Source organism: uncultured Polaribacter sp. (genome assembly GCF_947500975.1).
GTDB lineage: Bacteria > Bacteroidota > Bacteroidia > Flavobacteriales > Flavobacteriaceae > Polaribacter.
Map to the genome: position 1 here is coordinate 166,554 of NZ_CANMUE010000004.1, position 25,916 is coordinate 192,469.

The window sequence follows — 25,916 nt, forward strand, 5'->3', positions numbered from 1 at the left end:
AAAATACAATGAAGAAAAAAGCGATTATTGTTTCAGGTTATTTTAACCCAATTCATAAAGGGCATTTAGAATATTTTAATAATGCCAAAGCTCAAGCAGATGAGTTATTTGTAATTGTCAACAGTGATTTTCAAAGAGAATTGAAAGGTTCTAAAGAATTTCAAAATGAGCAGGAACGTTTATTCATTGTTCAAAATATCAAAGCTGTAGACAAAGCAATTATTTCAATCGATAAAGACCGAACTGTTTGTGCGTCAATAGGCTATGTTTTTGAAAAGTATAATGAAGAATATGATTTAGCTTTTGCTAATGGTGGAGATCAAGATAATAATTCAATTCCTGAAGCTCCAATTTGTAAGGAGTTAAATATTCAATTGATAGATGGTTTGGGAGATAAAATTCAATCTTCATCTTGGTTGTTAAAAAATAATTAAATATGAAAATCGGTATTACTTTTAGTGCTTTTGATTTATTTCACGCTGGTCATGTTAAAATGTTAGAGGATGCAAAGCGTGAATGTGATTACTTAATTTGTGGTATTCAAACTGATCCTACTTTAGATCGTCCAGAAAAAAATAGACCTGTCCAATCAGTTGTGGAAAGATATATTCAACTAAAAGGATGTAAATATGTAGACGAAATAGTTCCTTATGCAACTGAGCAGGATTTAGAGGATGTGCTACGTTCTTTTAAGATTGATGTTCGTATTATTGGGGATGAATATGCCAGCAAGCAGTTTACAGGTCGTAAATATTGTGAGGAGAAAGGTATAGAGCTTTATTTCAATAAAAGAGAGCACCGCTTTTCAAGTAGTGGTTTAAGAAGAGAAGTACAAGAAAAAGAAAATTTAAAAAGTAAAAAGTAATATTAAATTAATGAATAAAAGTTTGAAAATTTATATTGCTGGTCACAGAGGAATGGTTGGCTCTGCTGTTTGGAGAACTTTAGAGAAAAAAGGATACACAAATTTAATTGGAAGAACTAGTAAAGAATTAGATTTAAGAGATCAAGAAACTGTTAAAAGCTTTTATACAGCTGAAAGACCAGATGTTGTTATTGATGCTGCCGCAAAAGTGGGAGGTATTTTAGCAAATAATGATTTTCCGTATCAGTTTTTAATGGAGAACATGCAAATTCAGAATAATTTAATTGATGGAGCTTTAAAAACAGGAATTGAAAAATTTATATTTTTAGGAAGTTCTTGTATTTATCCAAAATTTGCACAACAGCCGTTAAAAGAAGAATACTTATTAACTGATTCATTAGAGCCAACTAACGAATGGTATGCCATTGCAAAAATTACAGGTGTAAAAGCTTGTCAAGCAATTAGGAGACAATTCAAAAAAGATTATGTTAGTTTAATGCCAACAAACTTATATGGTACTCATGATAATTTTGATTTAAAATCGTCTCATGTTTTACCTGCAATGCTTCGTAAGTTTCATGAAGCAAAGAATAATAATAATTCTGACGTAATGCTTTGGGGTAGTGGTACACCTTTGAGGGAGTTTTTGTTTGTGGATGATATGGCTGAAGCTGTTGTCTATGCTTTAGAGAATAAATTACCAGAATACTTATACAATGTAGGTTCAGGTAAGGATATTACCATAAAAGAATTGGCGGAAACGATCCAAAAAGTAACAGGCCATAGCGGTCAAATTGTTTGGGATGCTGAAAAACCAGATGGAACTCCAAGAAAATTAATGGATGTCTCTAAGATGAAAAACTTAGGTTGGAGTTATTCAGTAGAATTAGAAGAAGGAATACAAAAAACCTACAATTGGTTTTTAGAAAATATAGAAAATATAAAAGAAGTGAAGTTAACGTAGACTTTGACAAAGACGAAGACTAAGACCAAGGAAAAAACACAGACGTAGACTTTGAGAGATTTTAGAAAATATGATATTTGGACAGATAGTATGGAGCTTGTTGATGATGTTTATACGTTTGTAGAAGCTTTTCCTAACACCGAAAAATATGGACTGAGTTTTCAGATAACACGATCTGTGGTTTCTATTCCTTCAAATATTGCAGAAGGAGCATCTAGAAATTCAGAAAAGGATTTTGCAAGGTTTTTGGAAATAGCATTGGGGGTCAGCTTTTGAATTAGAAACACAGTTAATCATTGCGAGTAAAAGAAAGTATATTTCTGAAAGGAGTTTAGAGGAAAGTGTTAAGAAACTTTCGAGTTTGCAGAAACGAATATACGGACTAAGAAGAAAAATTATAAACTAAAAGACAAAGACAGTATAGTTTAAGTCAAAGTATAGGTCAAAGTCATTTTTTGAAACAAAAAACATGAAAGTAGCATTAATTACAGGGATTACAGGACAAGATGGCTCTTATTTAGCTGAGTTGTTATTAGAAAAAGGCTATATGGTACATGGTATTAAAAGAAGATCTTCTTTGTTTAATACAGATAGGATAGATCATTTATATCAAGATCCGCATGCTCCAGATTTAAGACTAAAATTACATTATGGAGATTTAACTGACGCAATGAATTTGACACGTATCATACAAGAGTGTCAACCTGATGAGATTTATAACTTAGGAGCAATGTCTCATGTTGCTGTTTCTTTTGATACACCAGAATATGTTGGTAATGTTGATGGATTAGGAACTTTAAGAATATTAGAAGCGGTAAGAATATTAGGGTTAGAAAAGAAAACAAGAATTTATCAAGCGTCTACTTCAGAATTATATGGGGGAATGGCAGAAAATAAAAATGAAAGAGGTTTTTACGATGAACTTTCTCCATTTTATCCCCGATCTCCATATGGTGTAGCTAAGATTTATGGATTTTGGATTACTAAAAATTATCGTGAAGCTTATGATATGTTTGCGTGTAATGGTATTTTATTCAATCATGAGTCACCTAGAAGAGGTGAAACTTTTGTAACAAGAAAAATTACTCGGGCAGTAGCAAAAATAGCTTTAGGTTTACAAGAAAAAGTTTTTTTAGGTAATTTGGAAGCAAAACGTGATTGGGGACATGCAAAAGATTATGTTCGTATGATGTGGATGATTTTACAAGCTAACAAACCAGAAGATTGGGTAATTGCAACAGGGGTTACTACTACTGTAAGAGACTTTGTACGAATGGCTTTTCTAGAAGTAGGAATAGAAGTAGAGTTTAAAGGTGAAGGTGTAGATGAGAAAGCGTATGTTATTGCTTGTAACCATAAAGATTTTCAAGTAGCGATTGGTAAAGAAGTTTTATCTGTAGATCCGTCTTATTTTCGCCCAACAGAAGTTGATTTGTTAATTGGAGACCCTTCAAAAGCGAAGAGCAAATTAGGATGGATACCAGAACATGATTTAGCATCATTGGTTAAAGACATGATGAAAAGTGATGTCTCGTTGATGAAAAAAGATGTTGTTTTACTAAAAGCTGGGCATGAAATTTTGAAGCAGGCTGAATAATTTTTTGTTTTAATAATTATAATAATAACAGACAAAATAATTTAAGTAAGATTAAATAAAATATAAGTTTTTTATGAAATTTTAAAAAAAAATGAAAAAAATTAAAAATATTTGTTGTTTAGGTGCAGGTTATGTTGGAGGACCAACAATGTCAGTAATTGCTTTAAAATGCCCTGAAATTAAAGTAACAGTAGTTGATTTAAATGCAGAGCGTATTGCGGCTTGGAATGATGCTGATCTAGATAAATTACCTGTTTACGAACCAGGATTGGCAGAAGTAGTAGGCCAAGCTCGAGGCAAGAACTTATTTTTTTCAACAGATGTTGATAGTGCAATAGCGGCAGCAGATATGATTTTTATTGCTGTAAACACACCAACCAAAACGTATGGTGAAGGAAAAGGAATGGCTGCAGATTTAAAATTTGTAGAATTATGTGCTCGTCAAATAGCAGAAATAGCAACATCAGATAAAATTATTGTTGAAAAATCTACACTTCCAGTACGTACTGCGGAAACATTGCAAACCATTTTAGATAGCAATGGAAAGGGAGTACATTTTGAAGTGCTTTCTAATCCAGAGTTTTTAGCAGAAGGTACTGCTATTGACGATTTATTTAATGCAGATAGAGTGTTAATTGGAGGTCAGCAAACTCCTAGTGGAAAAGAAGCAATACAATCATTAGTGGATGTATATGCACATTGGTTAAGTCCAAAACAAATTTTAACGACTAATGTATGGTCTTCTGAGTTGTCTAAATTAACAGCCAATGCTTTTTTAGCACAACGAATTTCATCTATAAATGCACTGTCAGCTTTGTGTGAGGCTACAGAAGCAGATGTAGATGAAGTAGCACATGCTATTGGTACAGATAGTAGAATAGGACCTAAATTTTTAAAAGCTTCTGTTGGTTTCGGAGGTTCATGCTTTCAAAAAGATATTCTAAATTTAGTGTATTTATGTCGTTATTTTAACTTGCCAGAAGTTGCCAATTATTGGGAGCAGGTAATTATAATGAATGACCATCAAAAATACCGTTTTGCTAAAAGTATCATTACTACCTTATTTAATACTGTAAATGGTAAAAAAATAGCGTTTTTAGGTTGGGCCTTTAAAAAAGACACCAATGATACTCGAGAATCTGCAGCTATTTATGTAGCAGAGTATTTAATAGAAGATGGTGCAGAAATTCATGTATACGATCCTAAGGTATCTGAAGCTAAGATTAAATCAGATATGCGTTATTTATGGGAATTAAACGGACTTACAGAAGAAAAAATTATTGAAAAATTAGCACAAATTGTTGTTTATACAACTCCTATGGAAGCTGTAAACAAGGCACATGCTGTGGCTGTGTTAACTGAGTGGGATGAATTTGTAAGTTACGATTGGAATGCTATTTATACCCATATGTATAAACCTGCTTTTGTATTTGATGGACGTAATATTTTAGATATGGAAAAATTAACAGGTATTGGTTTTCAAGTAAAAGGGATAGGGAAGTAAGGTTGCTTCTTTTATGTATTGTAAGTAATGAGTGAAATGTTAATAAAAATATTATAATTAAAAAAAAACATTAGAATTGAAAAATAAATTTATCTCAAATTTATTGATTTCTGGAGGTGCTTCTTACATTTCTAGAGGATTATTATTTTTATCTTCAATGATAACAGCTAGATTATTAACTCCAGAAGATTTTGGAATTGTAGCTTTGGTTACTGTTTTTACGGGGTTTCTAAATATTTTTTCAGATAGTGGTATCTCTATAGCGGTGATTAGATCTGAATATGGAAACTTATATCATAGAGGGCTTTCTACTTTGCTAATTTATTTAGGTCTAACGTTAATGGTTTTAACCTTTTTGATTTCCTATCCTATTTCTATATTTTATAATAAGTTTGAGTTGGTTTTTATAGCTCCTTTTATAGGAGTTATGTTTTTAACTAATAGTATGAGTGGACTAGCATCTGCTGTATTAAATAAGCAAAGTAAGTTTAAAGTATTGGGGCTTTTTGAAGTAATTAGTACTGTATTATCAATTGTTCTTATAATTTTATTTGCTTGGTCTGGTTTTAAGTATTGGTCAATCATTCTTCCTCAATTATTAATATCAATAATTAGAATAATAACATTTAATTATTATGCTAATTTTAACCTTAGATTATTGTCGTGGAAATATGTTAGAGTTTCTTTTGAAAAAACAAAGAATTTAATAGGTCATATTTCAGGTTTTAACTTAGTTAATTATTGGTCTAGAAATTTTGATAACCTTATTGTTGGTAAAATATATGGTGCTGATTCATTAGGTATTTATGGTAAAGCTTATGGAATGTTAATGTTACCAATAAGTATTGTTAATGGAGCAATAAATAAAGTAGCATTTCCAACTATGGTAACAATGATGAGAAAAGGTGATGGAATTAATTCTTTTTATTTTACAATAATGAATGTTATTTTTTTAATTTCCACATTAATAGGTATTCCTCTTATTCTATTTCCAAAATCAATTGTGATTTTTTTATGGGGCAATCAATGGTTGAGAGTGTCTGATATTTTACCTTATTTTGGTGTTTTAGTCTTAACTCAATTGGTTATATCGTTTTCAGGAAATATTATTTTGATTAAGAAGAAAGACAAGCAATACATGTATTTTGGTTGGATAACAGGTGTTTTTATAATTACTGGTATTTATGTTGGATCTTTATTTTCGTTTGAGGCTATTCCTCTCACTTATGCAATCGCATTTTTAATAGGACCATTGTCTTATAATGCTTTTTATGTACATATCAAGCATCTAGGGTTTTCCGTTAAAGAAATGATAAAATTATGGATGCCAATGATTATTGTGTCGTATTTATTTATTACATGTATATATTTTAAATATGATTTTTTTATAAAATTAATTATTTCTGTTATTCTAATTTTATATTCTTTTTTCAAAAATAGAAATTTGTTTTTATTAACTTTAAATTATTTAAAAAGCAAGAACTGATGAGAATTTATTACTTATTATTTATTTATCATTTAAAAAAGATCATTAGATATATTACTTGGTTGTTTAAATTAGGTCAAATTAATAATTTAAAAAAATTGAAATTAGATTTTCCAATATCATTATCTGGTAAAGGGAAAATTGAAATTGGAGATGGAACGCATATTTGTAGTAATTCAGAAATTAGAATAAATGAAAAAGGATTACTAATAATAGGTGATAGTGGTTTTTTAGATAAAGGTTCTACTATTGTTATAAACGAAAATAATTATTTAAAAATTGGGTGTAATTTTTTATTGGGAAAAAATTCAAGGTTAAATATTTCTGATAATTGGGTATTTGGAAATAATATAAAAATTGAATCTAACTGTTCAATATTTTCAAGAGAAAAAGATAAGTTTGGTAAACTGAAAATATGTGACGGAACTCATATTGGTGACTATACCATTATTGATGTAGTTGATGATGTTAATATAGGGAAAGAAGTTGCTATTGGGCCAAATTGTACTTTATATTCTCATGATCATGATTATAAAAACAGAAAATTAGCATCTTGGAAAGGAGGCTTGATTAGTGCTCCTATAAATATAGAGGATGGTGTTTGGATTGGTTCAAATGTTACTATTTTGTCAGGAGTTACAATTGGTACAAAAGCAATTGTAGCAGCTGGAAGTGTGGTAACTAAATCAATTGAGAAAAATTCAATTTGGGGTGGGGTTCCTGCTAAATTAATAAAAAGAATATGATTAAAAGAATGCCTACTGTATCAATAATCATCCCACTTTTTAATAGCAAATGTTTTTTTGAAGATACAATTTTATCAGCAATTAATCAAAGTTATCCATTAATTGAAATTATAATTGTTGATGATTTTTCTACAGATGGTTCTTTTGAAATAGCTCAGAAGTATCAGTCATATAATGTAATTCTTAAGAAAAACAAGACAAAAGGTGCTTGTGCAGCAAGAAATTATGGGTTTGAATTAAGTACAGGTGATTATATTCAATATTTAGATGCAGATGATATATTACACCCTTCAAAAATTGAAAATCAACTTCAATTATTTGAACAATTTGGAGACGAAATTCTGTGTAGTGGAGTTTGGGGACGTTTTTATAATAGTATTGATACCGTTAAATGGGGGAATCAAATAATAAATAAGAATTATGACGCCCCTGTAAATTGGTTAATTGATAGTTGGAATGGAAATGGAATGGGACAAACATCTATTTGGTTAACACATCGTACTCTAATTGAAAAAGCAGGAGAATGGGACGAGAGTTTACTTTTGAACCAAGATGGTGAGTTTTTTTCAAGAGTGCTATTAAATGCAAAAACTATCAAATTTTGTGAGGGAGCAAAAGTGTATTATAGGTCTGGTAATTTAAATAGTATAACTCGTAAAAATAGTTTTGGCGAACTTAAGGCAATTTCATTATTGCATTCTTATCATTTATATGAAAAGAATTGTAAAGATTATATAGATAGCAATAAATTGAAAAAATCTTTAGCAAATAATTATTTGAGTTTTATATATCAGTTTTATCCATTATTTCCTGACTTATTAGAAAAGTCTGAAGAAAGTTTTTACCATTTAGGGTTTAAAAAAATGTGGCCTGTTGGAGGAGAAAAATTCAAGAAAATGGCAAGAATTATTGGTTTTAAAAACTTGTTAGCAATAAGGGAATTGCTCAGGAAGATTAAATGATTTTGATTAAAATTAAAAATAGTATATAAAATCTATGAAAGTAATTATCTCTGTTATAGGTCGTTTTCATGCTTTTGATTTGGCTAAACAACTGCAAAAAAGCAAAATTTTAAAAGTGTTAAATACAACGTACCCAAAATTTATTATAAAACGATGGGGTATTGAAAAACAAAATATAAGAAGCAATTCTTTTTTAGAGTTTTTAAACAGATTTGTTAAAAAATATGTTCCACATAATTTAAAATCAAAAATTGATATTTATGTTAAAACAAAACAAGCAAAAAGCAATATTAAATATTTAAAAAACACGGATGTACTTATTGGTTGGAGCGGTTCAAGTTTAGAGGCTTTTGCAGAAGTAAAGAAAAATAAAAAAACAATTACTATTCTGGAGAGAGGAAGCAGTCATTATTCGTATCAAATGAACATTTTAGAAGAAGAGTTTTCTAAGTTCGGAAAATCTTTTAATCCAGATTACAAAACATGGCAACGTGAATTATTAGAGTACGAATTGGCTGATTATGTATCAATTCCTTCAACCTTTGTGAAAAAAAGTTTTGAAGAATATGGGATTCCGTCATCTAAATTATTATTGAACCCATATGGGGTAGATTTAAGCGCTTTTAAACAAATTAAAAAACATGACGATGTATTTAGAGTCATTTTTGTTGGAGGCTTTAATATTCGAAAAGGAGTCGTGTATCTTTTACAAGCTTTTTCAGAACTAAATTTACCAAATAGTGAATTTGTTCATTTGGGTTCTATTAATGAAGAAATGAGTGACATTATTAAAAAGTATGAGTCGTCTAATATTAAATATTTGGGCAGTAAACCTCAAAATGAATTGTATAAATATTATTCTCAAGGATCTGTATTTGTTATGATGTCAATAGAAGAAGGATTATCTATGGTGCAATTACAAGCAATGGCTTGTGGATTACCTTTGATCTGTACATCGAATACTGGAGGAGAAGATCTTATTACTGAAAATGGCAAAGAAGGTTATATTATTCCAATTAGGGGAGTTGAAGCATTAAAAGAAAAGTTGTTGTTTCTTTATGAAAACCCAGAAAAAACAAAAAAAATGGGTGCGGCTGCTAAAGACAGAGTTGCAAAGGGGTTTTCTTGGGATGATTATGGAGATAGGTATGTAAGTAATTTAAATAAAATTCAGCATATAGATGAAAACTAAAAGGGTATTTATTTTAGCTACTATAGGATCTTTTATTGGACTTCCTCCAGTAAAGCAGTTGCATAACTTTTTAAAGGATTATGGTGAAATAACAACAATACAAAATACATTTAATGATTTTACTAATTTTTTAAAAACAGCAAATAACAGATATACAATTCATCATTATAATTCGAGCAAAGATTTTAACAATCAATCCGTAATACTAAAAGTTTTTAAATATTTAAAACTTACATTCTTTTTGCTTTTTTCAATAATTAAAAATAGTTTTAAAAAAAAGGAAATAATAATCTATAGTTTTGATTTTTTCACAATTTATTTAAGTGTTCTATTTAAAACAAGAAAAACAAAAATAATTTATCACCAGTTTGAAATTGTAGAAATAGAGCAAATAAATAAGATAGATGCTTTTTTATTAAGTAGAATTTTTAAAAATTTTAAAAAAATAGATTTAGCTATTTTTCCAGAAGCGAATAGAATGCAATATTTTAAAAACCTATTGAAAATTTATGAGGATTACCAGTTTTTTATATTACCAAATACAAATAACAATTCAGGTAATATTCGTATACATAAAGAAAATAAAAAAGTAAGAGTTACTCATATTGGTGCTGTTGGTGCAAATCATCATCTATTAAGTTATTTAAAAGCGATTGAATTATTACCAAAAGAAGAATTTGAGTTTTGGTTTGTAGGGATGTTAGATAGGGATTCTTTAAAATTAATTAAGAAAAAAAAATTAAAAAACATTATACTTACTGGGCAAATTCCGCATGAGCAATTAGCAGATATTTATTTAAAAACTGATATAGGAGTAGTTCTTTATAAAGATAGAGGTCTAAATTATAAATATTGCGCGCCAAATAAGTTATATGAATATTGGTCGTACGGAATTCCTGTTTTAGGTGATAAATTACCTGGGTTAGCGTCTGTTTTTATAAATAAAGACTTAGGATTGTTAGTTGATATGAATGTCTCAGAGCAAATAAGTTTTGCATTTGAACAATTAGGACTACTTAGTAAAGAAAAATCTCAACAAATAAAAAAACTTTTTGATTCAACCTATCATTTAGATGTTTTTACAAATGAATTAAAAGAAAAATTAAAAATATAACAATATGAAAATAACATTTATAATTGGTACAAGGCCAGAGTTAATTAAAGTAGCTCCAGTAATTTTAGAATTAAAAAAACATAATGTTGATTTTGATATAGTGAATACAGCACAACATAAAGACTTATTAGACCCATATTGGGATACATTTGAAATAGAACCAACTTTAGTTTTAGATGTTATGGTTGCTGGCCAAAGTTTATCATCTCTTACAGAAAGGGCAATTAATGCAATTCAGTCTTATATTGATACTGTAGAAGTTAAACCAACCATTATTTTAGCTCAAGGTGATACTACCACAGTTATGGCTGCTTCATTGGTTAGTTTTTATAATAAAATTAAGTTTGCTCATTTAGAAGCAGGTCTTAGAAGTTTTGATTTTGACAATCCTTTTCCAGAGGAAATGAATAGAAGAATAGCTTCAATCGCGGCAGAAATGCATTTTTGCCCTACAGAAGTGTCAAAAACAAACCTTTTAAATGAAGGGATTGATGCAAATAAAATATTCGTAATAGGAAATACAGTTGTAGATTCTTTAAATTTAGTTGTTAACAATGATAGTTTTAAGAATTTAAAATGGTTGAATTCAGATTTAGATAAAACAAAAAATTTCTCTAAAAAAGTATTAATTACCTGTCATAGACGAGAGAATCATGGAGATAATTTATCAGATATAATTGAGGCTGTAAATGAATTGGCAATGTCAAATAAAGATACAGTATATGTTTGGACATTGCACCCGAACCCGAATGTAAGAGGTAAAGTACTAGACTCTAAACTAAGTAAGTTAGATAATGTTATTTTGATAAAACCTCTAGAGTATTTAGACTTGCTAAAAATGTTAAATATTTCATTTTGTGCAATTTCAGATTCGGGGGGTATACAAGAAGAAGCGCCTTCTTTTAATACGCCTGTTTTAGTTTTAAGAGAGACTACAGAACGACCAGAAGGAGTTACTGAGGGAGTTGCTTTTTTAGTAGGCTCAGATTGTGAAAAGATAGTAAAAGAATATAATAATTTAAAAACGAATCCTCCTGTTTTTACAAAGAATCCTTACGGAGATGGTTTGAGTAGTTCAAAAATAATTAGATGTCTCATAAATCAATAAAATGTCACAAAATATTTATTTTAAAGGTTTAAATGGAATAAGAGCAATAGCAGCAATTATTGTATTAATTTGGCATTTAGATCAGTTCTCATATTTATTAAATATAAAAAAGATTGGTATAAGTGACAATGGAATGGCTGGCCAAGCAGTAAATATGTTTTTTGTGTTAAGTGGTTTTTTAATTACATATTTGTTGTTAACTGAAGGTGAATTAAACACGGGGATTAATATTAAAAAATTTTACATACGTAGAATTTTAAGGATCTGGCCTTTATATTATTTAGTTTTAATAATATCGTTATTCTTTATTTATTTTGGAATAATCAAAGAGCCACATGAAATTTGGAATTCAGTAATTTTCTATTCTTTTTTATTAGCCAATATTCCTTATGTTTTATCTATTTCAATAGCTACGATTACTCCACTTTGGTCTGTAGCAGTTGAGGAACAGTTTTATATAATCTGGCCTCATTTATTTAAATCGAAAAAAAATATATATAATAAATTAATTTTGTTTTTTTTACTTTATAATGTTTTAAAACTTTCAATTTATTTTTTACTAGGTTCTAATAGTATTTTATATCATTTTATTGTTTTAGCTAGATTTGATATTATGTGTATTGGTGCATTTGGTGCATATTTAATTTTTATTAATAAGAATAAATATCTAAAAATTATTTACAGTAAAATTGTTCAATTACTATCTTGGGGGATTTTCTTATTTTCTATAAGCTATAAGCCTTTACATGTGTTTTCTTTTATAGATAATGAAATAAATTCTATTTTTTATTTATTTATAATACTTAATATATCTTGTAATCCAAAGACAATAATTTCATTAGAAAATAAGTTTTTTAATTATTTAGGTAAAATCTCATATGGATTATATGTTTATCATATGATTATTATATTTTTACTTGCTTTTTTTGTTAAAAAGAGTAATTACCAACTCAATTTTTTTAGTTACTATTGTTTAGTGATTTCAAGTACAATTTTAGTTTCATATTTATCGTATAATTATTTCGAGATGTTTTTTTTAAGAAAAAAACATAAATATTCATTAATAAAAAGTGGAAATAAATTAAACGATTAATCAACCTTAATTTTTAGATGCTTATCAATCTAAGAATAAATAAGTATTAATAATAAATAAAAAAAATGTTATTTAACTCAATTGATTTTATAATTTTCTTACCAGTAGTGTTTTTTCTCTATTGGTTTGTTGTTTATAAGAATCTTAAATATCAAAATTTATTAATTGTAATAGCAAGTTATTTTTTTTATGGTTCTTGGGATTGGAAATTTTTAGGATTAATAATTTTTAGTACTGTAGTAGATTATTTTATAGGCCTTAAACTATCAAAGGAAGAGGTTGTATTTAAAAGAAAACTATTACTTGGACTAAGTATTGCCATTAATTTAGGGTTTCTAGGTTTTTTTAAATACTATAATTTTTTTATTGATAGTTTTGTTTCTACATTTTCATTTTTTGGTATAGGAATAGAAGCAAGGTATCTTAACATTATATTACCTGTAGGAATTAGTTTTTACACTTTTCAAACATTAAGTTATACCATTGATATTTATAAAAGAAAAATTCAGCCAACTAAAGATTTTATTATGTTTGCTGCATTTGTTAGTTTTTTTCCTCAGCTTGTAGCGGGGCCCATTGAAAGAGCAGAAAATCTTCTTAGTCAATTTTCAAGGCCTAAAAATTTTAAATTTGTAAATATTCAATTTGGGTTTATACGAATTTTGTGGGGGCTTTTTAAAAAAGTGGTCATTGCAGATAGATTGTCTATTATTGTAAATACTGCATATAATTCACCAGAAGATTACGGAGGTTTACATTTTATTGTTGCTACAGTTTTTTTTGCATTTCAAATTTATTGTGATTTTTCAGGTTACTCAGATATTGCTATTGGTACAGCAAGAATGTTTAATATAAAATTAATGGAAAATTTTCGTACGCCTTATTTTTCTAAATCCTTAGGTGAGTTTTGGAGGAATTGGCACATTTCATTATCAACATGGTTTAGAGATTATTTGTATATTCCTTTGGGAGGAAATAAAGTAGCTAAGATTCGTTGGTATACCAATATTCTTATTGTTTTTGTAGTAAGCGGGTTTTGGCATGGAGCAAGTTGGACTTTTATTATATGGGGAGCAATACACGGTATTATACTTATTTTAGAAAGTATATTTACATCGGTAAGGTTTAAAAATAGAATTATAAATTTAAAGTATATAAATATTTTTAAAATACTAGTTACATTTAGTATTACTTGTTTTGCTTGGGTGTTTTTTAGAGCCAATTCAACACAAGAGGCTTTTTTTATAATTAACAAATTTGTTGATTTTTCTACTCCACTAGTAACAAATTTAAGAGGTCAAGAACTCTATTTTAACCAGCCTTTATGGAAATTAATGGCTTCTGCAACCTTAATCCTTGTATTAGTTTTCTTAGAGTATTTAATTCGAAAAAATAAAATTAATGAGATTATTCTAATTCAAAAAAGTATTTTTGTGAGATGGTGTGTGTATTTAACGGTTATCCTTACAATATTATTTTTCGGAGTGTTTGAGACAAATGAATTTATTTACTTTCAATTTTAATTTATGAAAAAAGAAAGAAAAGAGTACCGTAAGTTTTTAACACACTTTGTTAGTTTTGGAGTGTTCTTTTATTTAATGATTTCTTTTATAGAGTTTGGTATCGCTGAGTTAGTTTCGCAGTCAAATAATTCTCAAACAGGGAAAATTAATTTAATGTTCTCTCATCAATTAGATCCAAATATTATGGTTTTTGGGTCTTCTGTAGCTGAAGTCGCTATTAATACTAATTTATTAGAAGAAGTTACAGAAAATAGTGTTTATAATTCTGCTATTGACGGAACGAATATTATAAGAAGTGAATTTTTAATAGATGAGTTTTTAAGCTATTCTAAAAAATGTAAAAAAATAGTTATTGGTCTTTCCTATTTTTCTATGAATGAGTCTATAGAAATGACTTCTTCGGAAAGGTTTTTAGCGCATGCATCTAATAATAATGTTAAAAATAACATAAAAAAAATAGCACCAAAACTTTACAAAAAACTTTACTATATGCCTTTTTATTCTTTTATTGTGGCAAATCACATATATTATAAGAATGCTGTTTTAGGATTTAAAAATTTAATTAATAATAATGAGATTAAAATAGATTCATTAAAAGGTTTTCGCCCATACGATGCTGTTTATTCTGATACTAGAAAATCTGTGAATTTAAATAGAATTGAAATTTCACAATCTTCTATTACTAGTTATAGAAATATCATTAATAAAATTACTAAAAAAGGTATTGAACCAATTTTAATAATTATGCCTATGCATATAAATGGAAGGAGTTCCTTTTCAAATTATAATGAATTTATAGATTCTATTAAAGAATTAGGTACAACGTTAAATGTAAAAGTTATAGATTATACAGATAATGAAATAATTTATTCTGAAGAAAACTTTTATAATAATGGACATTTAAACAGTTTAGGTGCAGAACGAATAACAAAAATAATTGGAAATAATATAAAAAATTAAAATATGAAAACACTAATATTAGCAGGAGGATTTGGGTCTAGAATAAGCGAGGAGACAGATTTAAAACCCAAACCAATGATTGAAATTGGAGGAAAACCAATAATTTGGCACATTATGAAAATGTATTCAGAACATGGACTAAATGATTTTGTAATACTTTTAGGGTATAAAGGGTATGTAATTAAAGAATATTTTTCCAATTATTTTTTACATCAAAGTGATGTTACAATTGATATGACTTCAAATAAAATGGAAGTGCATAATAATTCTTCTGAGCCATGGAAAGTTACGCTAATAGATACTGGAGCAAGTACAATGACCGGAGGAAGAATTAAAAGAGCTGCTAAATATGTTGGAAATGAACCATTTTTGTTAACATATGGAGATGGAGTTTCTGATGTTAATATATCAGAATCTATTAAGTTTCATAAAAAGCACTCAAAGTTAATAACAATGACTTCTGTGCAACCAGCAGGTAGATTTGGAGCATTAGATATCAAAGATGATAATAGTGTTATCTCTTTTATAGAAAAGCCAAATGGAGATGGTAATTGGATAAATGGTGGCTTTTTTGTGTGTCAGCCAGAAGTTTTGAATTATATTAAGGACGATTCTACTGTTTTTGAAAAAGAACCTCTTGAAAAATTAGCGAAAATGGGAGAGTTGTATACTTACAAGCATTACGGTTTTTGGCAATGTATGGATACCTTACGAGATAAAAATTATTTAAATGAACTTTGGGATACTGATAAAGCTCCTTGGATTAACTTAAAATAAATAAAATTATGTTTGGAAACGTTTATAACAATAAAAAAGTGCTAATAACCGGTAACACCGGCTTTAAAGGCGCATGGTTAAGTCTATGGTTAAAACAGTTGGGAGCAGAAGTGTATGGGGTCTCTAAAGATATACCTAGTAGTCCTTCACTATTTGAAATTACAAAAATGGAATCGTTGGTAAAGCATACATTTGCTGATATTCGTGATTTGAATAAAATAAAAGAATTGATTCATGAAATAAAACCTGATTTTGTATTTCATTTGGCAGCTCAACCCATTGTAAAACTTTCTTATGATGATCCAATATATACTATGTCTTCAAACATTATGGGAACAGCAAATGTGTTAGATGCTTTACGACTTGCTAATTTTCCGTGTACTGCTATAATGATTACAAGTGATAAATGTTATGAAAATGTAGAATGGGAATGGGGATATAAAGAAACGGATCATTTGGGAGGAAAAGACCCTTATAGCGCTTCTAAAGGAGCTGCTGAGATTGTTATTAAAAGTTATTATGAATCTTTTTTTAAAGACCCAAGTTCTCAGATAAAAATAGCTTCTGTAAGAGCAGGTAATGTAATCGGTGGAGCAGATTGGGCAGCAAATAGATTGGTGCCAGATATGTTTAGAGCTTGGTCATTAGGAGAAACAGTACCTATAAGAAGCCCACATTCTACAAGACCTTGGCAGCATGTACTAGAACCATTGAGTGGCTATCTTAAATGTGGGCAAGAACTATATTTAGACAAAAAATACAACGGATATGCTTATAATTTTGGTCCAAATTCAGATCAAAATAAAACAGTTTTAGAATTGCTAGAAGAAATTTCTAAATATTGGGAAATTCAAAAGGGTGCCGCTATGTATCAACTAGAAGAAAATAATTCTTTTCATGAAGCAGGACTTTTAAAACTTAATTGTGATAGAGCATTACAACATTTTAATTGGAAACCCACCCTTCATTTTGATGAAACGGTAGCTTTTACGGCTACTTGGTATAATAACTATTATAATAATACAGATATAGAAATGCTTGCATTTACAAATAAACAAATTATTGAATATGTAACAAATGCAAGAAATAGAAATAACGAATGGGTAAAATAGTTGATTTATTTCAAGGAATTGAACTCACTCCTTTAAAGATAATTAAGGGAGAAAAAGGAAATGTGATGCATGCCCTTAAATGTACGGATGTTAATTTTGAATCTTTTGGAGAATCTTATTTTTCAACGGTAGTATTTAATGATGTAAAAGGTTGGAAGAAGCATAAAAGAATGGTCTCGAATTTAATAGTGCCTGTTGGTGCTGTTAAATTTGTTTTTTACGATGATAGAGAAGGTAGTACTACCTTTGGTTTCTTTTGTGAAGTTATACTTTCAATTACTAATTATCAACGATTAACAGTTCAACCAGGTATTTGGATGGCTTTTCAAGGAGCCTCTGAAGATTTGAATCTATTAATGAATATAGCAAGCATTCCGCATGATCCTTTAGAAAGTATAGTCGACCCTGTTTCTTCTAATAATATAATCTATAATTTTTAATGAAAAAGAAAAGAATACTTATTACAGGTGGCTTAGGGTACGTTGGTGGTAGATTAACAGCGCATTTTGGGAACAAAGAAGGGTATATAGTTTATGCTTTAACTAGAAATAAAAGCTTAAAGAATAAGACTGAGAACACTATTGTTTATACGAATAATGATGTGTTAAAAGAAGGGAAACTAGATGGTGTGAAAATAGACCTCATTATTCATTTAGCAGCGATGAATGAACATGATTGTGTTAATTTACCTCAAGAAGCAATCGATGTAAATATAAAGGGTACATTAGAATGGTTAATTTGGGCACATAAGAATCAAGTAAAGCAATTTATTTACTTTTCGACAGCGCATGTTTATGCAAAGCCATTAGTCGGAAAATTTAATGAAAATTCAATTACTTTTCCTGTGCACCCATACTCAATAACGCATAAAGCGGCTGAAGATTATGTCCTTTCTTATTTTTATGAGCATAATTTAAATTCAAGTGTAGTCAGACTTTCTAATTCGTTTGGCTACCCTGCGTACTCAACTGCAAATAGGTGGACTTTGTTAATTAATGATATTTGTAGAAATATAGTAAATAAAAGAAAATTTAAAATTTATTCTAATAGTCTGCAGGAACGTGACTTTATTTCATTAAAAAATGTTTGTTCCGCTTTAGATGCTTTAATTGGTCATGATTTTGTTAAAACAGAGAATAGGATTTTTAATATTTCTAGTTCTAAAAGTAAAACATTACTTTCTATTGGTTTATGGGTGAAGGGAATAGCGGAAGATTACTTAAATGAAACTATTGAGTTTGAATATAAGGTTATTAAAAGTAAAAAAATAGAATCTTTAAGTCTTTCAAATAAAAAACTTAAGAATATTGGATGGAGTCCAAATACCGAATACGATAAACTTGAAATTGAAAAGACGTTAGATTTTTTTGAAAATTATAAAAATAAATGAGAGTTTTAGCAATATCTACAAGTTCTTGGAATTCTAATAACCGAGAGTTTTACAGAAGGTTGAATCTTAAGGGAATTAATTTAAAATTAATTGTTCCGGAATCTTGGGATTTTGGAAAAGGAGCTAAACCTGCTGATATTATAACTAGTGAAGACCCAGACATAACTTTTTTAAAACCATCTAACTATCATCATCGGTTGTACTATTTAAAGGGAATGAAAAAAGTAGTAAATGAATTTCGAGCTGATGTAATCTATTATGAAGGAGATCCAGGAAGCATAATGTCTGTATTTTTAGGTTTTATCGCTAGACGAAGTCATTCTAAGTTTATAGCTCTTTCATGCGAAAATTTATCACAAAGACCGTTTGATGTAATTAAAAGAGAAGGAATTGGTCAACTGCATAACTCTATATTAAAGTATTTGTTAATAAGATTATCAAGGTCAAAAATTGATCATTTATTAGTAATTAATAATGATGGTTTAAAATGTTTTAAAAGTATTGGATTTAAGAATGTGACTAAAATACCTTTAGGTTTTAATGAATCGGTTTTTAAACTTAATTTGGATGCTAGAAAAAGAGTAAGATCTAGATTGAATATTTCTAAAGATACAATTGTTATTTCTTATTTTGGTCGACTTGTTTTTGAGAAGGGTGTCCATATTTTAATTGATGCTCTTAATAATTTAAAGTTTGATAATTGGGTTTTTTTAATAGACGAATTTTCGGGATATAAGAACGGTTATCAAAATGTGATAGAGGAAAAAATATTAAACTCAAAAATTAAAAACAAAACTATTTTTTTTAAAGCAGACCATACTGAAATTGCTGAGTATATGAATGCTACAGATATTTCGGTGTTAGCTTCTATACCGACTAATAAATGGGTAGAACAATATGGAAGAGTAGTTCCAGAAGCAATGGCATGTGGCAATAGAGTAATCATCTCAAATATAGGTGCTCAAAACGAGTTTTTCCCAAAAGACTATTTTTATAAGTTTAATCATAATAATCTTAGTAAACTTCAAGCTTTAATAGAGAAAAGTTGTTTTGATTATAATAACGGTTTACCTGATAGAGAATCGATAAGTTTGTATTCACTAGAAAATTTTGGAATAAATAAACAATTAAGTGTTTATTTTAAAATATTAAAAAGTTTAAAAAATGAAAAATAATTCTATTAGGATATTAATTTCTGGTTCAAAACTCAATTCTAATGTATTGGGTAATTATTACTACAATCATTTATTTAATAGTAAAAATGTTGTTGTTGAAAAATTGAATTTTCATGATATTCATAATCATAAACTTAGAAAAAGCTTTATTTACAGATTATTATTTCATTTTTTTCCGTATTTTTTGATAAAAAGAAACAATAAAAAATTTGTAAGTCAGGTCGCTGAATTTTCTCCAAATTATATTGTTGTTTTTAAAGGTTCTGAAATATCTTTGGACTCTTTAAAAATTATAAAAGATAAAGGAATTAAGTTATTGAATTATAACTTGGATCATCCGTTTGAATATTTCAGTAAAGGAAGTGGAAACAAGTTTGTTAGAAAAGCAATCCCATTTTATGATAAGCATATTACATATAGTAAAGAAATCCAAAAGCAATTGTTGGAAACTTATAAAATAAAAGCTCTCTATTTACCATTCGGATATGAATTAGAGGAGTCTAAATTTGAAGAATTAAGATTAAAGGATAAAAAGAATGAGGAGGTAAAGGCATGTTTTGTTGGGAATCCAGATTCTAATAGAGCAGAGATCATTAATGGCTTAGCGGATAAACAGATTCATATTGTAGTTTTTGGTGAAAATTGGAACAAATTTTTAAAACCGAGCTCTTATATAGAAGTTTATCCTCAAGTTAATGGTGATGCTTATTGGGAGACTCTTGCGAAATATAGGGTTCAGATAAATATTTTTAGGCCTCATAATATTAATTCACATAATATGAGAACTTTTGAAGTTCCTGCCATTGGAGGAATAATGCTTGCTCCGAAAAGTATTGAACACGAAGCCTTCTTTAAGAATAACGAAGATTGTTTTATATATAGTAATTTTAATGATTTGGTATCTAAAGTGACTTATGTTTTGAACTTAAGTTTTGAAGAAGCAACTATTATTAGAAAAAATGCAAGGAAAAAGAGTGTTTCTCAAGGATATAGTTATGTCGCAAGAACACAAGAATTATTAACGTATTTAAAAAACGCATAAATGTTTATACCAATTTCACAACCATCTATTACTCAAAAAGAAATAGATTATGTTACGGATGCTGTCCGTTCTACTTGGATTTCAAGTTTAGGAAAATATATTGATAGATTTGAAGCAGAGTTTGCAGATTTCTGTGGAACTCGTTACGCCATATGTGTTAGTAATGGTACAGTTGCAATTCAATTGGCACTAACAGCGAATGGCATTGGTAAAGGTGATGAGGTAATCATGCCTAATCTGTCTTTTATTGCTACCGCGAATGCTACATTACATTGTGGTGCAACACCTGTTTTTGCAGATGTTGATGCTAATAATCTATGTATAGACCCAAATTTAATAGAGGGTTTAATCACGCCTAAAACGAAAGCAATAATGCCAGTGCATCTATATGGTCACCCTGCACAAATGGACAAAATACTCGAAATAGCAAATAAACATGGTCTTTGGGTTATAGAAGATGCTGCTGAAGCACATGGAGCAACAGTAAAGGGTAAAAGAGTAGGGTCATGGGGGCATTGTGGTACTTTTAGTTTTTATGGAAATAAGAATTTAACAACAGGTGAAGGTGGGATGATAACCACTGATGATGAAGATTTTTACAATCGATGTAAACATTTGAGAGATCATGCAATGAGTAAGGAGAAACGTTATTGGCATACTGCACCGGGTTTTAATTATAGAATGACAAATGTTCAAGCTGCCATGGGATGTGCTCAGTTAGAGAGAGTTCAAGATTTTATGGATAAACGCGAAACTATATTTACTTGGTACAAGAAATACCTTGTTAAAAAAGAAGGTATAAGTTTAAATAAAACAGATACTTGGGCAACCAATGCTTATTGGTTAATTTGTCTTAACAATAGTGAGTGGAATCTGGAAAGTAGAGATGAGTTTATGATTGAGTTAAAGAAAAGAGGAGTCGATTCTAGACCGTTTTTTTATCCAATGTCACAAATGCCATATATAAATGAATCTGTTCATACACCAGTTACAGATATTGTATATCAACAAGGAATTAATTTACCTACTTATTTTGATCTAGAAGAAAAGGATGTGAAATTCATTTGTGGGGTAATAAAAAAAGTTTTAAATGATTAAGGGTTTAATATTAGAGAGTATTGAAGGGTTTTTGAGAAATTTCAATGGTAGAATCGGAATTAAATTGCGATATTGGTATTATAAAAAAAGACTAGGAAGTTGTGGAAAGGGAGTGAGGATTGATATAGGTGTTGAATTACAATCTCCTAAAGATATTCATATTTCAGATAACGTTTGGATAGATAAATATGTTTTGATTTTGGCTGGAAAGCCAAACCTTAAACGACAAGTATTGATAAAGAAAAATGAAAGCTATAAGTTTAATATTGGAGAAATACATATTGGTAAAGGAACCCATATAGCTCCATTTGTGGTTTTACAGGCTCATGGTGGGATTTCTATTGGAAAGAATGTTGGAGTAGCCTCCGGATCTAAAATATATTCCTTATCTCACCATTATAGAAATTTATTAGATAGATCTGATAAAAGGAAATACTTTTTTACTCCAATGGTAAAAGATAGTGAGCAATCACTTATAGCTTCTCCAATAACTATTGGAGAAGGATGTGCTGTAAGTTTAAATTCTATTGTTTTACCAGGTACAGTCATTCCAGATGGTGTTTGGATTGGTACAAGTGTTACTGCTCAGGGAAAAAAATACAATAACGATACTGTTTATTTTCAAGAACAAATGATACATGAGAAAAAGATATGAGAAAAATTTTATATTTAACACCAGGGTGTTTTGATAAAGGAGGAATTAGTAGATATAATCGATATCAAATAAGAAGTTTACGTGAGTTAGAAGGAGAAGTAAATATTAAAGTTTTTTCTTTATTTGGCCGACAAAAAGGTGATTTTGAGGAAGAATTTAAGATTTCTTGGAATGGTTGGGGTGCTTCAATATCGAGCAAAATAGTATTTACAATAAAAGTACTAATTAATGTTATTTTTTGGAAGCCAGATATTGTTTGGCTAGGTCATATAAATCTAACTGAGATTTTGGTGAAAACTGGGCTTATTAATAAGATTAAAAGTGTTTTAAATATCTATGGATTAGAAGTTTGGAGCGGTTTGAGGCCAAACGTAGAAAAAGGATTTAAGGGCGTTTCACATGTAGTTTCTGATTGTCATTTTACGGCTAATTATGCCGAAGAGGAAGGCTTTAGAAGTTCCAATTCTGTTGATGTTATTTGGGATTGTGTTGATTTGGATCGGTTTAGTCCTTCAGAAAATAATGAAAAAGATCAATTTTTTAAAAAATACAATTTACCCGATCCGAGTGTTAATCCTTGGATTTTGACGCTGGGAAGATTAACTCACACGGCTTCACATAAAGGTTATGAAAGGCTATTAGAAGTATTTTCAAAAGTTGTTTTGAAAGACGATAAGTCTGTTTTGATTTATGCCGGTAAAGGAGATATAATAGATGCATTAAAGAAATTGGCAGATAAACTAAATGTTTCAGATCGTGTATTTTTTTCAGGGATGGTACATGAGGATGATTTGGTTAAGTTTTATAGAGCGTCTCGTGTGTTTTCTTTAGTTTCTGATAGAGGAGTTGGTCGTGGAGAAGGAATTCCTTTAACCCCTTTGGAAGCTATGGCATGCGGATCACCAATTATCGTAGGAAATCAAGACGGCTCTCAAGAGGCTATTTTTAATAATGAAAATGGTTTTTGTATTTCACCATTTAATCTTGAATTACATGAAAACATATTATTATCAATAGTAAAAGACGATAAAAAATTTGAAAACCTGTCAAAATCTTCAATAAAAATAGCGCGTGAGTATTTTTCTTACAAAATATTTAAAATGAAACATCAAGATTTTTTAAATAAAATAAGTAATGGTTGATTATTTGGTAATACTTTTATTTGTTTTTTTTTGCTTTCGTTTTGCGAAAAACCTTGGTAAAACTTTTCCTTTGTTTGATTTGGTAGCATTGCTTTATCTATTGCAGTATTGTTTAGCTTCTATGTATATGTATATGTCTGGCAGTGAAAATGTGTATTTAATGGCATTAGAAAAAGAGGATTATTTAACATATGCTATTATTTCTTGTATTTGTTTTTTCATCGGTTTATTTTCTGTACAATTTAATTTTAAATTGGAAAAGTTAAGTATTTCAAGTCGAGATGCTTCTCAACTGGGGAGAACACTGTTAATAATCAGTCTTGTAAGTAGTTTGCTAATGATTTTTTTGCCTAATTCTTTGAGTACAATCCTTAATTTTTTTGTTATGTTAAATACAATTGGGTTATATTGTTTAGTTTTTTCAAATAAAAAAAGCGACAAAATAGTAATTATAGTGTATTTTTCTGTGATAGCAATTACTTCAATTTTAAATGCACTTTTGATTGAATTTATTATTTTCTCAGTTTTTCTTTTAATTTTTATCAATTATAGGTATAAAATATCTCGTAAAATTAAATTAGTTGTTATTTTTTCTTCTTTTATATTTTTAATAATGTTCCAAGGTATTAAGAATGATTATAGACAGGATACTTGGCAGAGTTCAGTTGATCAGAGTTTTATGACTAAGGTAAATTTACTATCCAACCTTTTTAATTACAATTCTTTTGTTTCATTATTTGATACTAATTTCTTTCAAAATGATTCTATATTAGGGATGATGAGCAGATTAAATCAAGGTTGGCAAACCTCTATGGTTATGAAGCATGTTCCAGACAATGTAGATTTTGCTTATGGGATGGAATTTGTAAGTGATATTGAAGCTGTTATAGTACCTCGGTTTTTATCACCAAATAAAAGAAAAGTAAATGATTACGAACGATTCAATTATTATACAGGTTATGGGCTAAGAAAAGGAACCTCTATGTCCGTGGGTATTTTCGGTGATTTTTATTTGAATTTTGGTTATTTCGGATCTTTTTTTGCGCTCTTTATTTTTGGGAATTTAGTATCTAGATTATTACTTTTTTTCTATAAAAAATTTATTTTAAGAAATCATATTTATTTAATTTGGATACCTTATTTTTTTAGTTATTTAATAAGACCAGGAAATGAATTCTTTATGGTTTTAAATCATTTAGTTAAAGCATTAATTATATTTTATATTATTAATAAGTTTTATTTAAGTAGAAGAAAAATGAAAAATAATTTAATAAAATGAAAATATTAATTTTTATCGATTGGTTTTTGCCAGGATACAAAGCAGGAGGCCCTATACAATCAATTGCTAATTTTGTAAGTCATTTTGGTCATGAGTTTGAAATTTCTATTGTTACATCTAACAAAGATTTGGGAGAAGTATTGCCATATGCTAACATTAAACCCAATGTATGGTTGCAAAAAGAAAACTATAGAATTAAATACCTAGACACAAAAACAATAAATACGACCACCTATAAAAAATTATTAAACGAAGAAGCGTATGATAGTGTTTATTTTAATTCTTTATTCTCAGTCTATTTTTCTTTATTGCCTTTATGGTTTGCAGTACGCTATAAAAAGAGAGTTGTTTTAGCGCCTAGAGGTATGTTAGGTGCAGGGGCTTTAAAATTAAGTAAAAGAAAAAAGCAAGTAGTAATTTGGTTGTTAAAATTAACAGGAATCCCCAAAAAAATAGCTTGGCAAGGTACGGCAGTCTCTGAGATAGATGAGATCAATAAATGTTTTGGGGAAGATGTGCACACCCATTTAGCACCCAATCTATCTGCAAAAATGGCTGTAACCTGCATTCAAAAAGAAAAGCAAGAAAATAATTTAAAATTGTTTTTTTTATCTCGAATTTCAGTTAAGAAAAATTTAATAGGAGCACTAAACTTTTTAAAAGAAGTAAATAAACAATATCAAATTACTTTTACAATTATAGGGCCGGTTGGTGAGGAGAGTTATTGGGAAGAGTGTGAATTATTGATTAAAAAACGACCAAACAATATAACAATTCATGTTGTGGGCGCAATCCCTAATTTAGAACTACCAAAATTATTAAGTGAGCAACACGTATTATTGTTGCCTACTTTTCATGAAAATTTCGGGCACGTTATATTAGAAGCGTTTCAACAAGGTTGCCCGGTAATTTTATCTGATCAAACGCCTTGGAAGCTATTAAAAGAGCAACAAATAGGATACGATATTCCATTGGGTAATTCTAAGAATTTTACAACAGCGATTGAAGTTTTTGCTAAGATGAAAGAAGATGAATACCAAGAATGGTCGTTAAATGCATTTGATTTTGCAAAGAAATTTTGTAATAGTAAAGAAATTATAGAAGCTAATAGAACATTGTTCAATAAATAAAT

At 28.9% G+C, this 25,916-nt stretch carries 27 protein-coding genes; all 27 read left to right on the top strand.

Going from position 1 to position 25,916, the window contains the following annotated elements; all coding sequences use genetic code 11:
* The first annotated feature begins 8 nt into the window (after window positions 1–8).
* The 27 genes from Q0733_RS06175 to Q0733_RS06300 all read left to right on the top strand — a co-directional run bounded on the left by Q0733_RS06175 (window position 9) and on the right by Q0733_RS06300 (window position 25,914).
* On the top strand, window positions 9–434 hold the full coding sequence (locus Q0733_RS06175) for an adenylyltransferase/cytidyltransferase family protein (protein ID WP_298780241.1): 426 nt from the start codon (window positions 9–11) through the stop codon (window positions 432–434).
* 2 nt (window positions 435–436) lie between these two features.
* Entirely contained in the window at window positions 437–865 is a 429-nt protein-coding gene (locus Q0733_RS06180) for an adenylyltransferase/cytidyltransferase family protein (RefSeq protein WP_298780243.1), read from the top strand.
* 10 nt (window positions 866–875) lie between these two features.
* Entirely contained in the window at window positions 876–1,829 is a 954-nt protein-coding gene (locus Q0733_RS06185; protein WP_298780244.1) for a GDP-L-fucose synthase, read from the top strand.
* A gap of 51 nt (window positions 1,830–1,880) precedes the next feature.
* On the top strand, window positions 1,881–2,105 hold the full coding sequence (locus Q0733_RS13120; RefSeq protein WP_367276294.1) for a four helix bundle protein: 225 nt from the start codon (window positions 1,881–1,883) through the stop codon (window positions 2,103–2,105).
* 40 nt (window positions 2,106–2,145) lie between these two features.
* Entirely contained in the window at window positions 2,146–2,235 is a 90-nt protein-coding gene (locus Q0733_RS13125) for a hypothetical protein (RefSeq protein ID WP_367276296.1), read from the top strand.
* Window positions 2,236–2,298: 63 nt separating this feature from the next.
* Window positions 2,299–3,426 carry a GDP-mannose 4,6-dehydratase gene (gene gmd, locus Q0733_RS06195; protein ID WP_298780246.1) on the top strand — a complete coding sequence of 376 codons (1,128 nt, stop codon included), beginning with the start codon at window positions 2,299–2,301 and terminating at the stop codon, window positions 3,424–3,426.
* Between the two features lie 91 nt (window positions 3,427–3,517).
* Complete coding sequence (locus Q0733_RS06200; RefSeq protein WP_298780248.1) at window positions 3,518–4,930, top strand: UDP-glucose 6-dehydrogenase; 1,413 nt, start codon at window positions 3,518–3,520, stop codon at window positions 4,928–4,930.
* 76 nt (window positions 4,931–5,006) lie between these two features.
* Complete coding sequence (locus Q0733_RS06205) at window positions 5,007–6,416, top strand: oligosaccharide flippase family protein (RefSeq protein ID WP_298780250.1); 1,410 nt, start codon at window positions 5,007–5,009, stop codon at window positions 6,414–6,416.
* Window positions 6,416–7,162: an acyltransferase gene (locus Q0733_RS06210; RefSeq protein ID WP_298780252.1), complete on the top strand. Its 747-nt coding sequence runs from the start codon at window positions 6,416–6,418 to the stop codon at window positions 7,160–7,162. Before Q0733_RS06205 ends, Q0733_RS06210 begins: the two co-directional genes overlap by 1 nt.
* Window positions 7,159–8,124: a glycosyltransferase family 2 protein gene (locus Q0733_RS06215; protein WP_298780254.1), complete on the top strand. Its 966-nt coding sequence runs from the start codon at window positions 7,159–7,161 to the stop codon at window positions 8,122–8,124. Before Q0733_RS06210 ends, Q0733_RS06215 begins: the two co-directional genes overlap by 4 nt.
* 34 nt (window positions 8,125–8,158) lie before the next feature.
* Complete coding sequence (locus Q0733_RS06220) at window positions 8,159–9,316, top strand: glycosyltransferase family 4 protein (protein WP_298780257.1); 1,158 nt, start codon at window positions 8,159–8,161, stop codon at window positions 9,314–9,316.
* Window positions 9,306–10,430 carry a glycosyltransferase gene (locus tag Q0733_RS06225; RefSeq protein WP_298780259.1) on the top strand — a complete coding sequence of 375 codons (1,125 nt, stop codon included), beginning with the start codon at window positions 9,306–9,308 and terminating at the stop codon, window positions 10,428–10,430. Before Q0733_RS06220 ends, Q0733_RS06225 begins: the two co-directional genes overlap by 11 nt.
* Window positions 10,431–10,434: 4 nt before the next feature.
* Complete coding sequence (gene wecB / locus Q0733_RS06230) at window positions 10,435–11,538, top strand: non-hydrolyzing UDP-N-acetylglucosamine 2-epimerase (protein WP_298780260.1); 1,104 nt, start codon at window positions 10,435–10,437, stop codon at window positions 11,536–11,538.
* Window position 11,539: 1 nt separating this feature from the next.
* On the top strand, window positions 11,540–12,631 hold the full coding sequence (locus Q0733_RS06235; protein WP_298780267.1) for an acyltransferase: 1,092 nt from the start codon (window positions 11,540–11,542) through the stop codon (window positions 12,629–12,631).
* A gap of 65 nt (window positions 12,632–12,696) precedes the next feature.
* On the top strand, window positions 12,697–14,154 hold the full coding sequence (locus tag Q0733_RS06240; protein ID WP_298780268.1) for an MBOAT family protein: 1,458 nt from the start codon (window positions 12,697–12,699) through the stop codon (window positions 14,152–14,154).
* Between the two features lie 3 nt (window positions 14,155–14,157).
* Entirely contained in the window at window positions 14,158–15,114 is a 957-nt protein-coding gene (locus Q0733_RS06245; protein ID WP_298780270.1) for a hypothetical protein, read from the top strand.
* Between the two features lie 3 nt (window positions 15,115–15,117).
* The gene (rfbF, locus tag Q0733_RS06250) at window positions 15,118–15,891 is read left to right on the top strand and encodes a glucose-1-phosphate cytidylyltransferase (protein WP_298780272.1); all 774 of its coding nucleotides are present in this window, start codon (window positions 15,118–15,120) and stop codon (window positions 15,889–15,891) included.
* A gap of 8 nt (window positions 15,892–15,899) precedes the next feature.
* Window positions 15,900–17,003 (top strand): CDP-glucose 4,6-dehydratase, encoded by a 1,104-nt coding sequence (gene rfbG / locus Q0733_RS06255; protein ID WP_298780273.1) that lies wholly within the window; start codon window positions 15,900–15,902, stop codon window positions 17,001–17,003.
* Window positions 16,991–17,443 carry a WxcM-like domain-containing protein gene (locus Q0733_RS06260; protein ID WP_298780275.1) on the top strand — a complete coding sequence of 151 codons (453 nt, stop codon included), beginning with the start codon at window positions 16,991–16,993 and terminating at the stop codon, window positions 17,441–17,443. The genes rfbG and Q0733_RS06260 overlap by 13 nt, the downstream gene beginning before the upstream one ends.
* Window positions 17,443–18,393, top strand: a complete 951-nt coding sequence (locus Q0733_RS06265) for an SDR family oxidoreductase (protein WP_298780277.1) — start codon at window positions 17,443–17,445, stop codon at window positions 18,391–18,393. Before Q0733_RS06260 ends, Q0733_RS06265 begins: the two co-directional genes overlap by 1 nt.
* A complete protein-coding gene (locus tag Q0733_RS06270; RefSeq protein ID WP_298780280.1) occupies window positions 18,390–19,568 on the top strand; it encodes a glycosyltransferase family 4 protein in 1,179 nt (392 codons plus the stop codon). The genes Q0733_RS06265 and Q0733_RS06270 overlap by 4 nt, the downstream gene beginning before the upstream one ends.
* Window positions 19,558–20,610: a glycosyltransferase gene (locus Q0733_RS06275; protein ID WP_298780282.1), complete on the top strand. Its 1,053-nt coding sequence runs from the start codon at window positions 19,558–19,560 to the stop codon at window positions 20,608–20,610. The genes Q0733_RS06270 and Q0733_RS06275 overlap by 11 nt, the downstream gene beginning before the upstream one ends.
* Complete coding sequence (locus Q0733_RS06280) at window positions 20,611–21,708, top strand: DegT/DnrJ/EryC1/StrS aminotransferase family protein (protein ID WP_298780284.1); 1,098 nt, start codon at window positions 20,611–20,613, stop codon at window positions 21,706–21,708. It begins immediately after the preceding gene.
* The gene (locus tag Q0733_RS06285) at window positions 21,701–22,363 is read left to right on the top strand and encodes a hypothetical protein (RefSeq protein WP_298780286.1); all 663 of its coding nucleotides are present in this window, start codon (window positions 21,701–21,703) and stop codon (window positions 22,361–22,363) included. Before Q0733_RS06280 ends, Q0733_RS06285 begins: the two co-directional genes overlap by 8 nt.
* A complete protein-coding gene (locus Q0733_RS06290) occupies window positions 22,360–23,505 on the top strand; it encodes a glycosyltransferase family 4 protein (RefSeq protein ID WP_298780288.1) in 1,146 nt (381 codons plus the stop codon). Before Q0733_RS06285 ends, Q0733_RS06290 begins: the two co-directional genes overlap by 4 nt.
* 613 nt (window positions 23,506–24,118) lie before the next feature.
* Window positions 24,119–24,784: a hypothetical protein gene (locus tag Q0733_RS06295; RefSeq protein WP_298780290.1), complete on the top strand. Its 666-nt coding sequence runs from the start codon at window positions 24,119–24,121 to the stop codon at window positions 24,782–24,784.
* A complete protein-coding gene (locus tag Q0733_RS06300) occupies window positions 24,781–25,914 on the top strand; it encodes a glycosyltransferase family 4 protein (RefSeq protein ID WP_298780292.1) in 1,134 nt (377 codons plus the stop codon). Before Q0733_RS06295 ends, Q0733_RS06300 begins: the two co-directional genes overlap by 4 nt.
* Window positions 25,915–25,916: the final 2 nt, after the last annotated feature.

Excerpts from the sequence above, each read along its gene's own strand:
- Q0733_RS06220 (WP_298780257.1), top strand. The coding sequence starts at position 8,159 with ATGAAAGTAATTATCTCTGTTATAGGTCGTTTTCATGCTTTTGATTTG.
- Q0733_RS06235 (WP_298780267.1), top strand. The coding sequence starts at position 11,540 with ATGTCACAAAATATTTATTTTAAAGGTTTAAATGGAATAAGAGCAATA.
- Q0733_RS06285 (WP_298780286.1), top strand. The coding sequence starts at position 21,701 with ATGATTAAGGGTTTAATATTAGAGAGTATTGAAGGGTTTTTGAGAAAT.
- Q0733_RS06280 (WP_298780284.1), top strand. The coding sequence starts at position 20,611 with ATGTTTATACCAATTTCACAACCATCTATTACTCAAAAAGAAATAGAT.
- Q0733_RS06225 (WP_298780259.1), top strand. The coding sequence starts at position 9,306 with ATGAAAACTAAAAGGGTATTTATTTTAGCTACTATAGGATCTTTTATT.
- rfbF (WP_298780272.1), top strand. The coding sequence starts at position 15,118 with ATGAAAACACTAATATTAGCAGGAGGATTTGGGTCTAGAATAAGCGAG.
- rfbG (WP_298780273.1), top strand. The coding sequence starts at position 15,900 with ATGTTTGGAAACGTTTATAACAATAAAAAAGTGCTAATAACCGGTAAC.
- Q0733_RS06290 (WP_298780288.1), top strand. The coding sequence starts at position 22,360 with ATGAGAAAAATTTTATATTTAACACCAGGGTGTTTTGATAAAGGAGGA.
- wecB (WP_298780260.1), top strand. The coding sequence starts at position 10,435 with ATGAAAATAACATTTATAATTGGTACAAGGCCAGAGTTAATTAAAGTA.
- Q0733_RS06245 (WP_298780270.1), top strand. The coding sequence starts at position 14,158 with ATGAAAAAAGAAAGAAAAGAGTACCGTAAGTTTTTAACACACTTTGTT.
- Q0733_RS06300 (WP_298780292.1), top strand. The coding sequence starts at position 24,781 with ATGAAAATATTAATTTTTATCGATTGGTTTTTGCCAGGATACAAAGCA.
- Q0733_RS06275 (WP_298780282.1), top strand. The coding sequence starts at position 19,558 with ATGAAAAATAATTCTATTAGGATATTAATTTCTGGTTCAAAACTCAAT.
- Q0733_RS06265 (WP_298780277.1), top strand. The coding sequence starts at position 17,443 with ATGAAAAAGAAAAGAATACTTATTACAGGTGGCTTAGGGTACGTTGGT.
- Q0733_RS06295 (WP_298780290.1), top strand. The coding sequence starts at position 24,119 with ATGTTCCAAGGTATTAAGAATGATTATAGACAGGATACTTGGCAGAGT.
- Q0733_RS06185 (WP_298780244.1), top strand. The coding sequence starts at position 876 with ATGAATAAAAGTTTGAAAATTTATATTGCTGGTCACAGAGGAATGGTT.
- Q0733_RS06210 (WP_298780252.1), top strand. The coding sequence starts at position 6,416 with ATGAGAATTTATTACTTATTATTTATTTATCATTTAAAAAAGATCATT.
- Q0733_RS06240 (WP_298780268.1), top strand. The coding sequence starts at position 12,697 with ATGTTATTTAACTCAATTGATTTTATAATTTTCTTACCAGTAGTGTTT.
- gmd (WP_298780246.1), top strand. The coding sequence starts at position 2,299 with ATGAAAGTAGCATTAATTACAGGGATTACAGGACAAGATGGCTCTTAT.
- Q0733_RS06270 (WP_298780280.1), top strand. The coding sequence starts at position 18,390 with ATGAGAGTTTTAGCAATATCTACAAGTTCTTGGAATTCTAATAACCGA.
- Q0733_RS06215 (WP_298780254.1), top strand. The coding sequence starts at position 7,159 with ATGATTAAAAGAATGCCTACTGTATCAATAATCATCCCACTTTTTAAT.
- Q0733_RS06260 (WP_298780275.1), top strand. The coding sequence starts at position 16,991 with ATGGGTAAAATAGTTGATTTATTTCAAGGAATTGAACTCACTCCTTTA.
- Q0733_RS06175 (WP_298780241.1), top strand. The coding sequence starts at position 9 with ATGAAGAAAAAAGCGATTATTGTTTCAGGTTATTTTAACCCAATTCAT.
- Q0733_RS06200 (WP_298780248.1), top strand. The coding sequence starts at position 3,518 with ATGAAAAAAATTAAAAATATTTGTTGTTTAGGTGCAGGTTATGTTGGA.
- Q0733_RS06180 (WP_298780243.1), top strand. The coding sequence starts at position 437 with ATGAAAATCGGTATTACTTTTAGTGCTTTTGATTTATTTCACGCTGGT.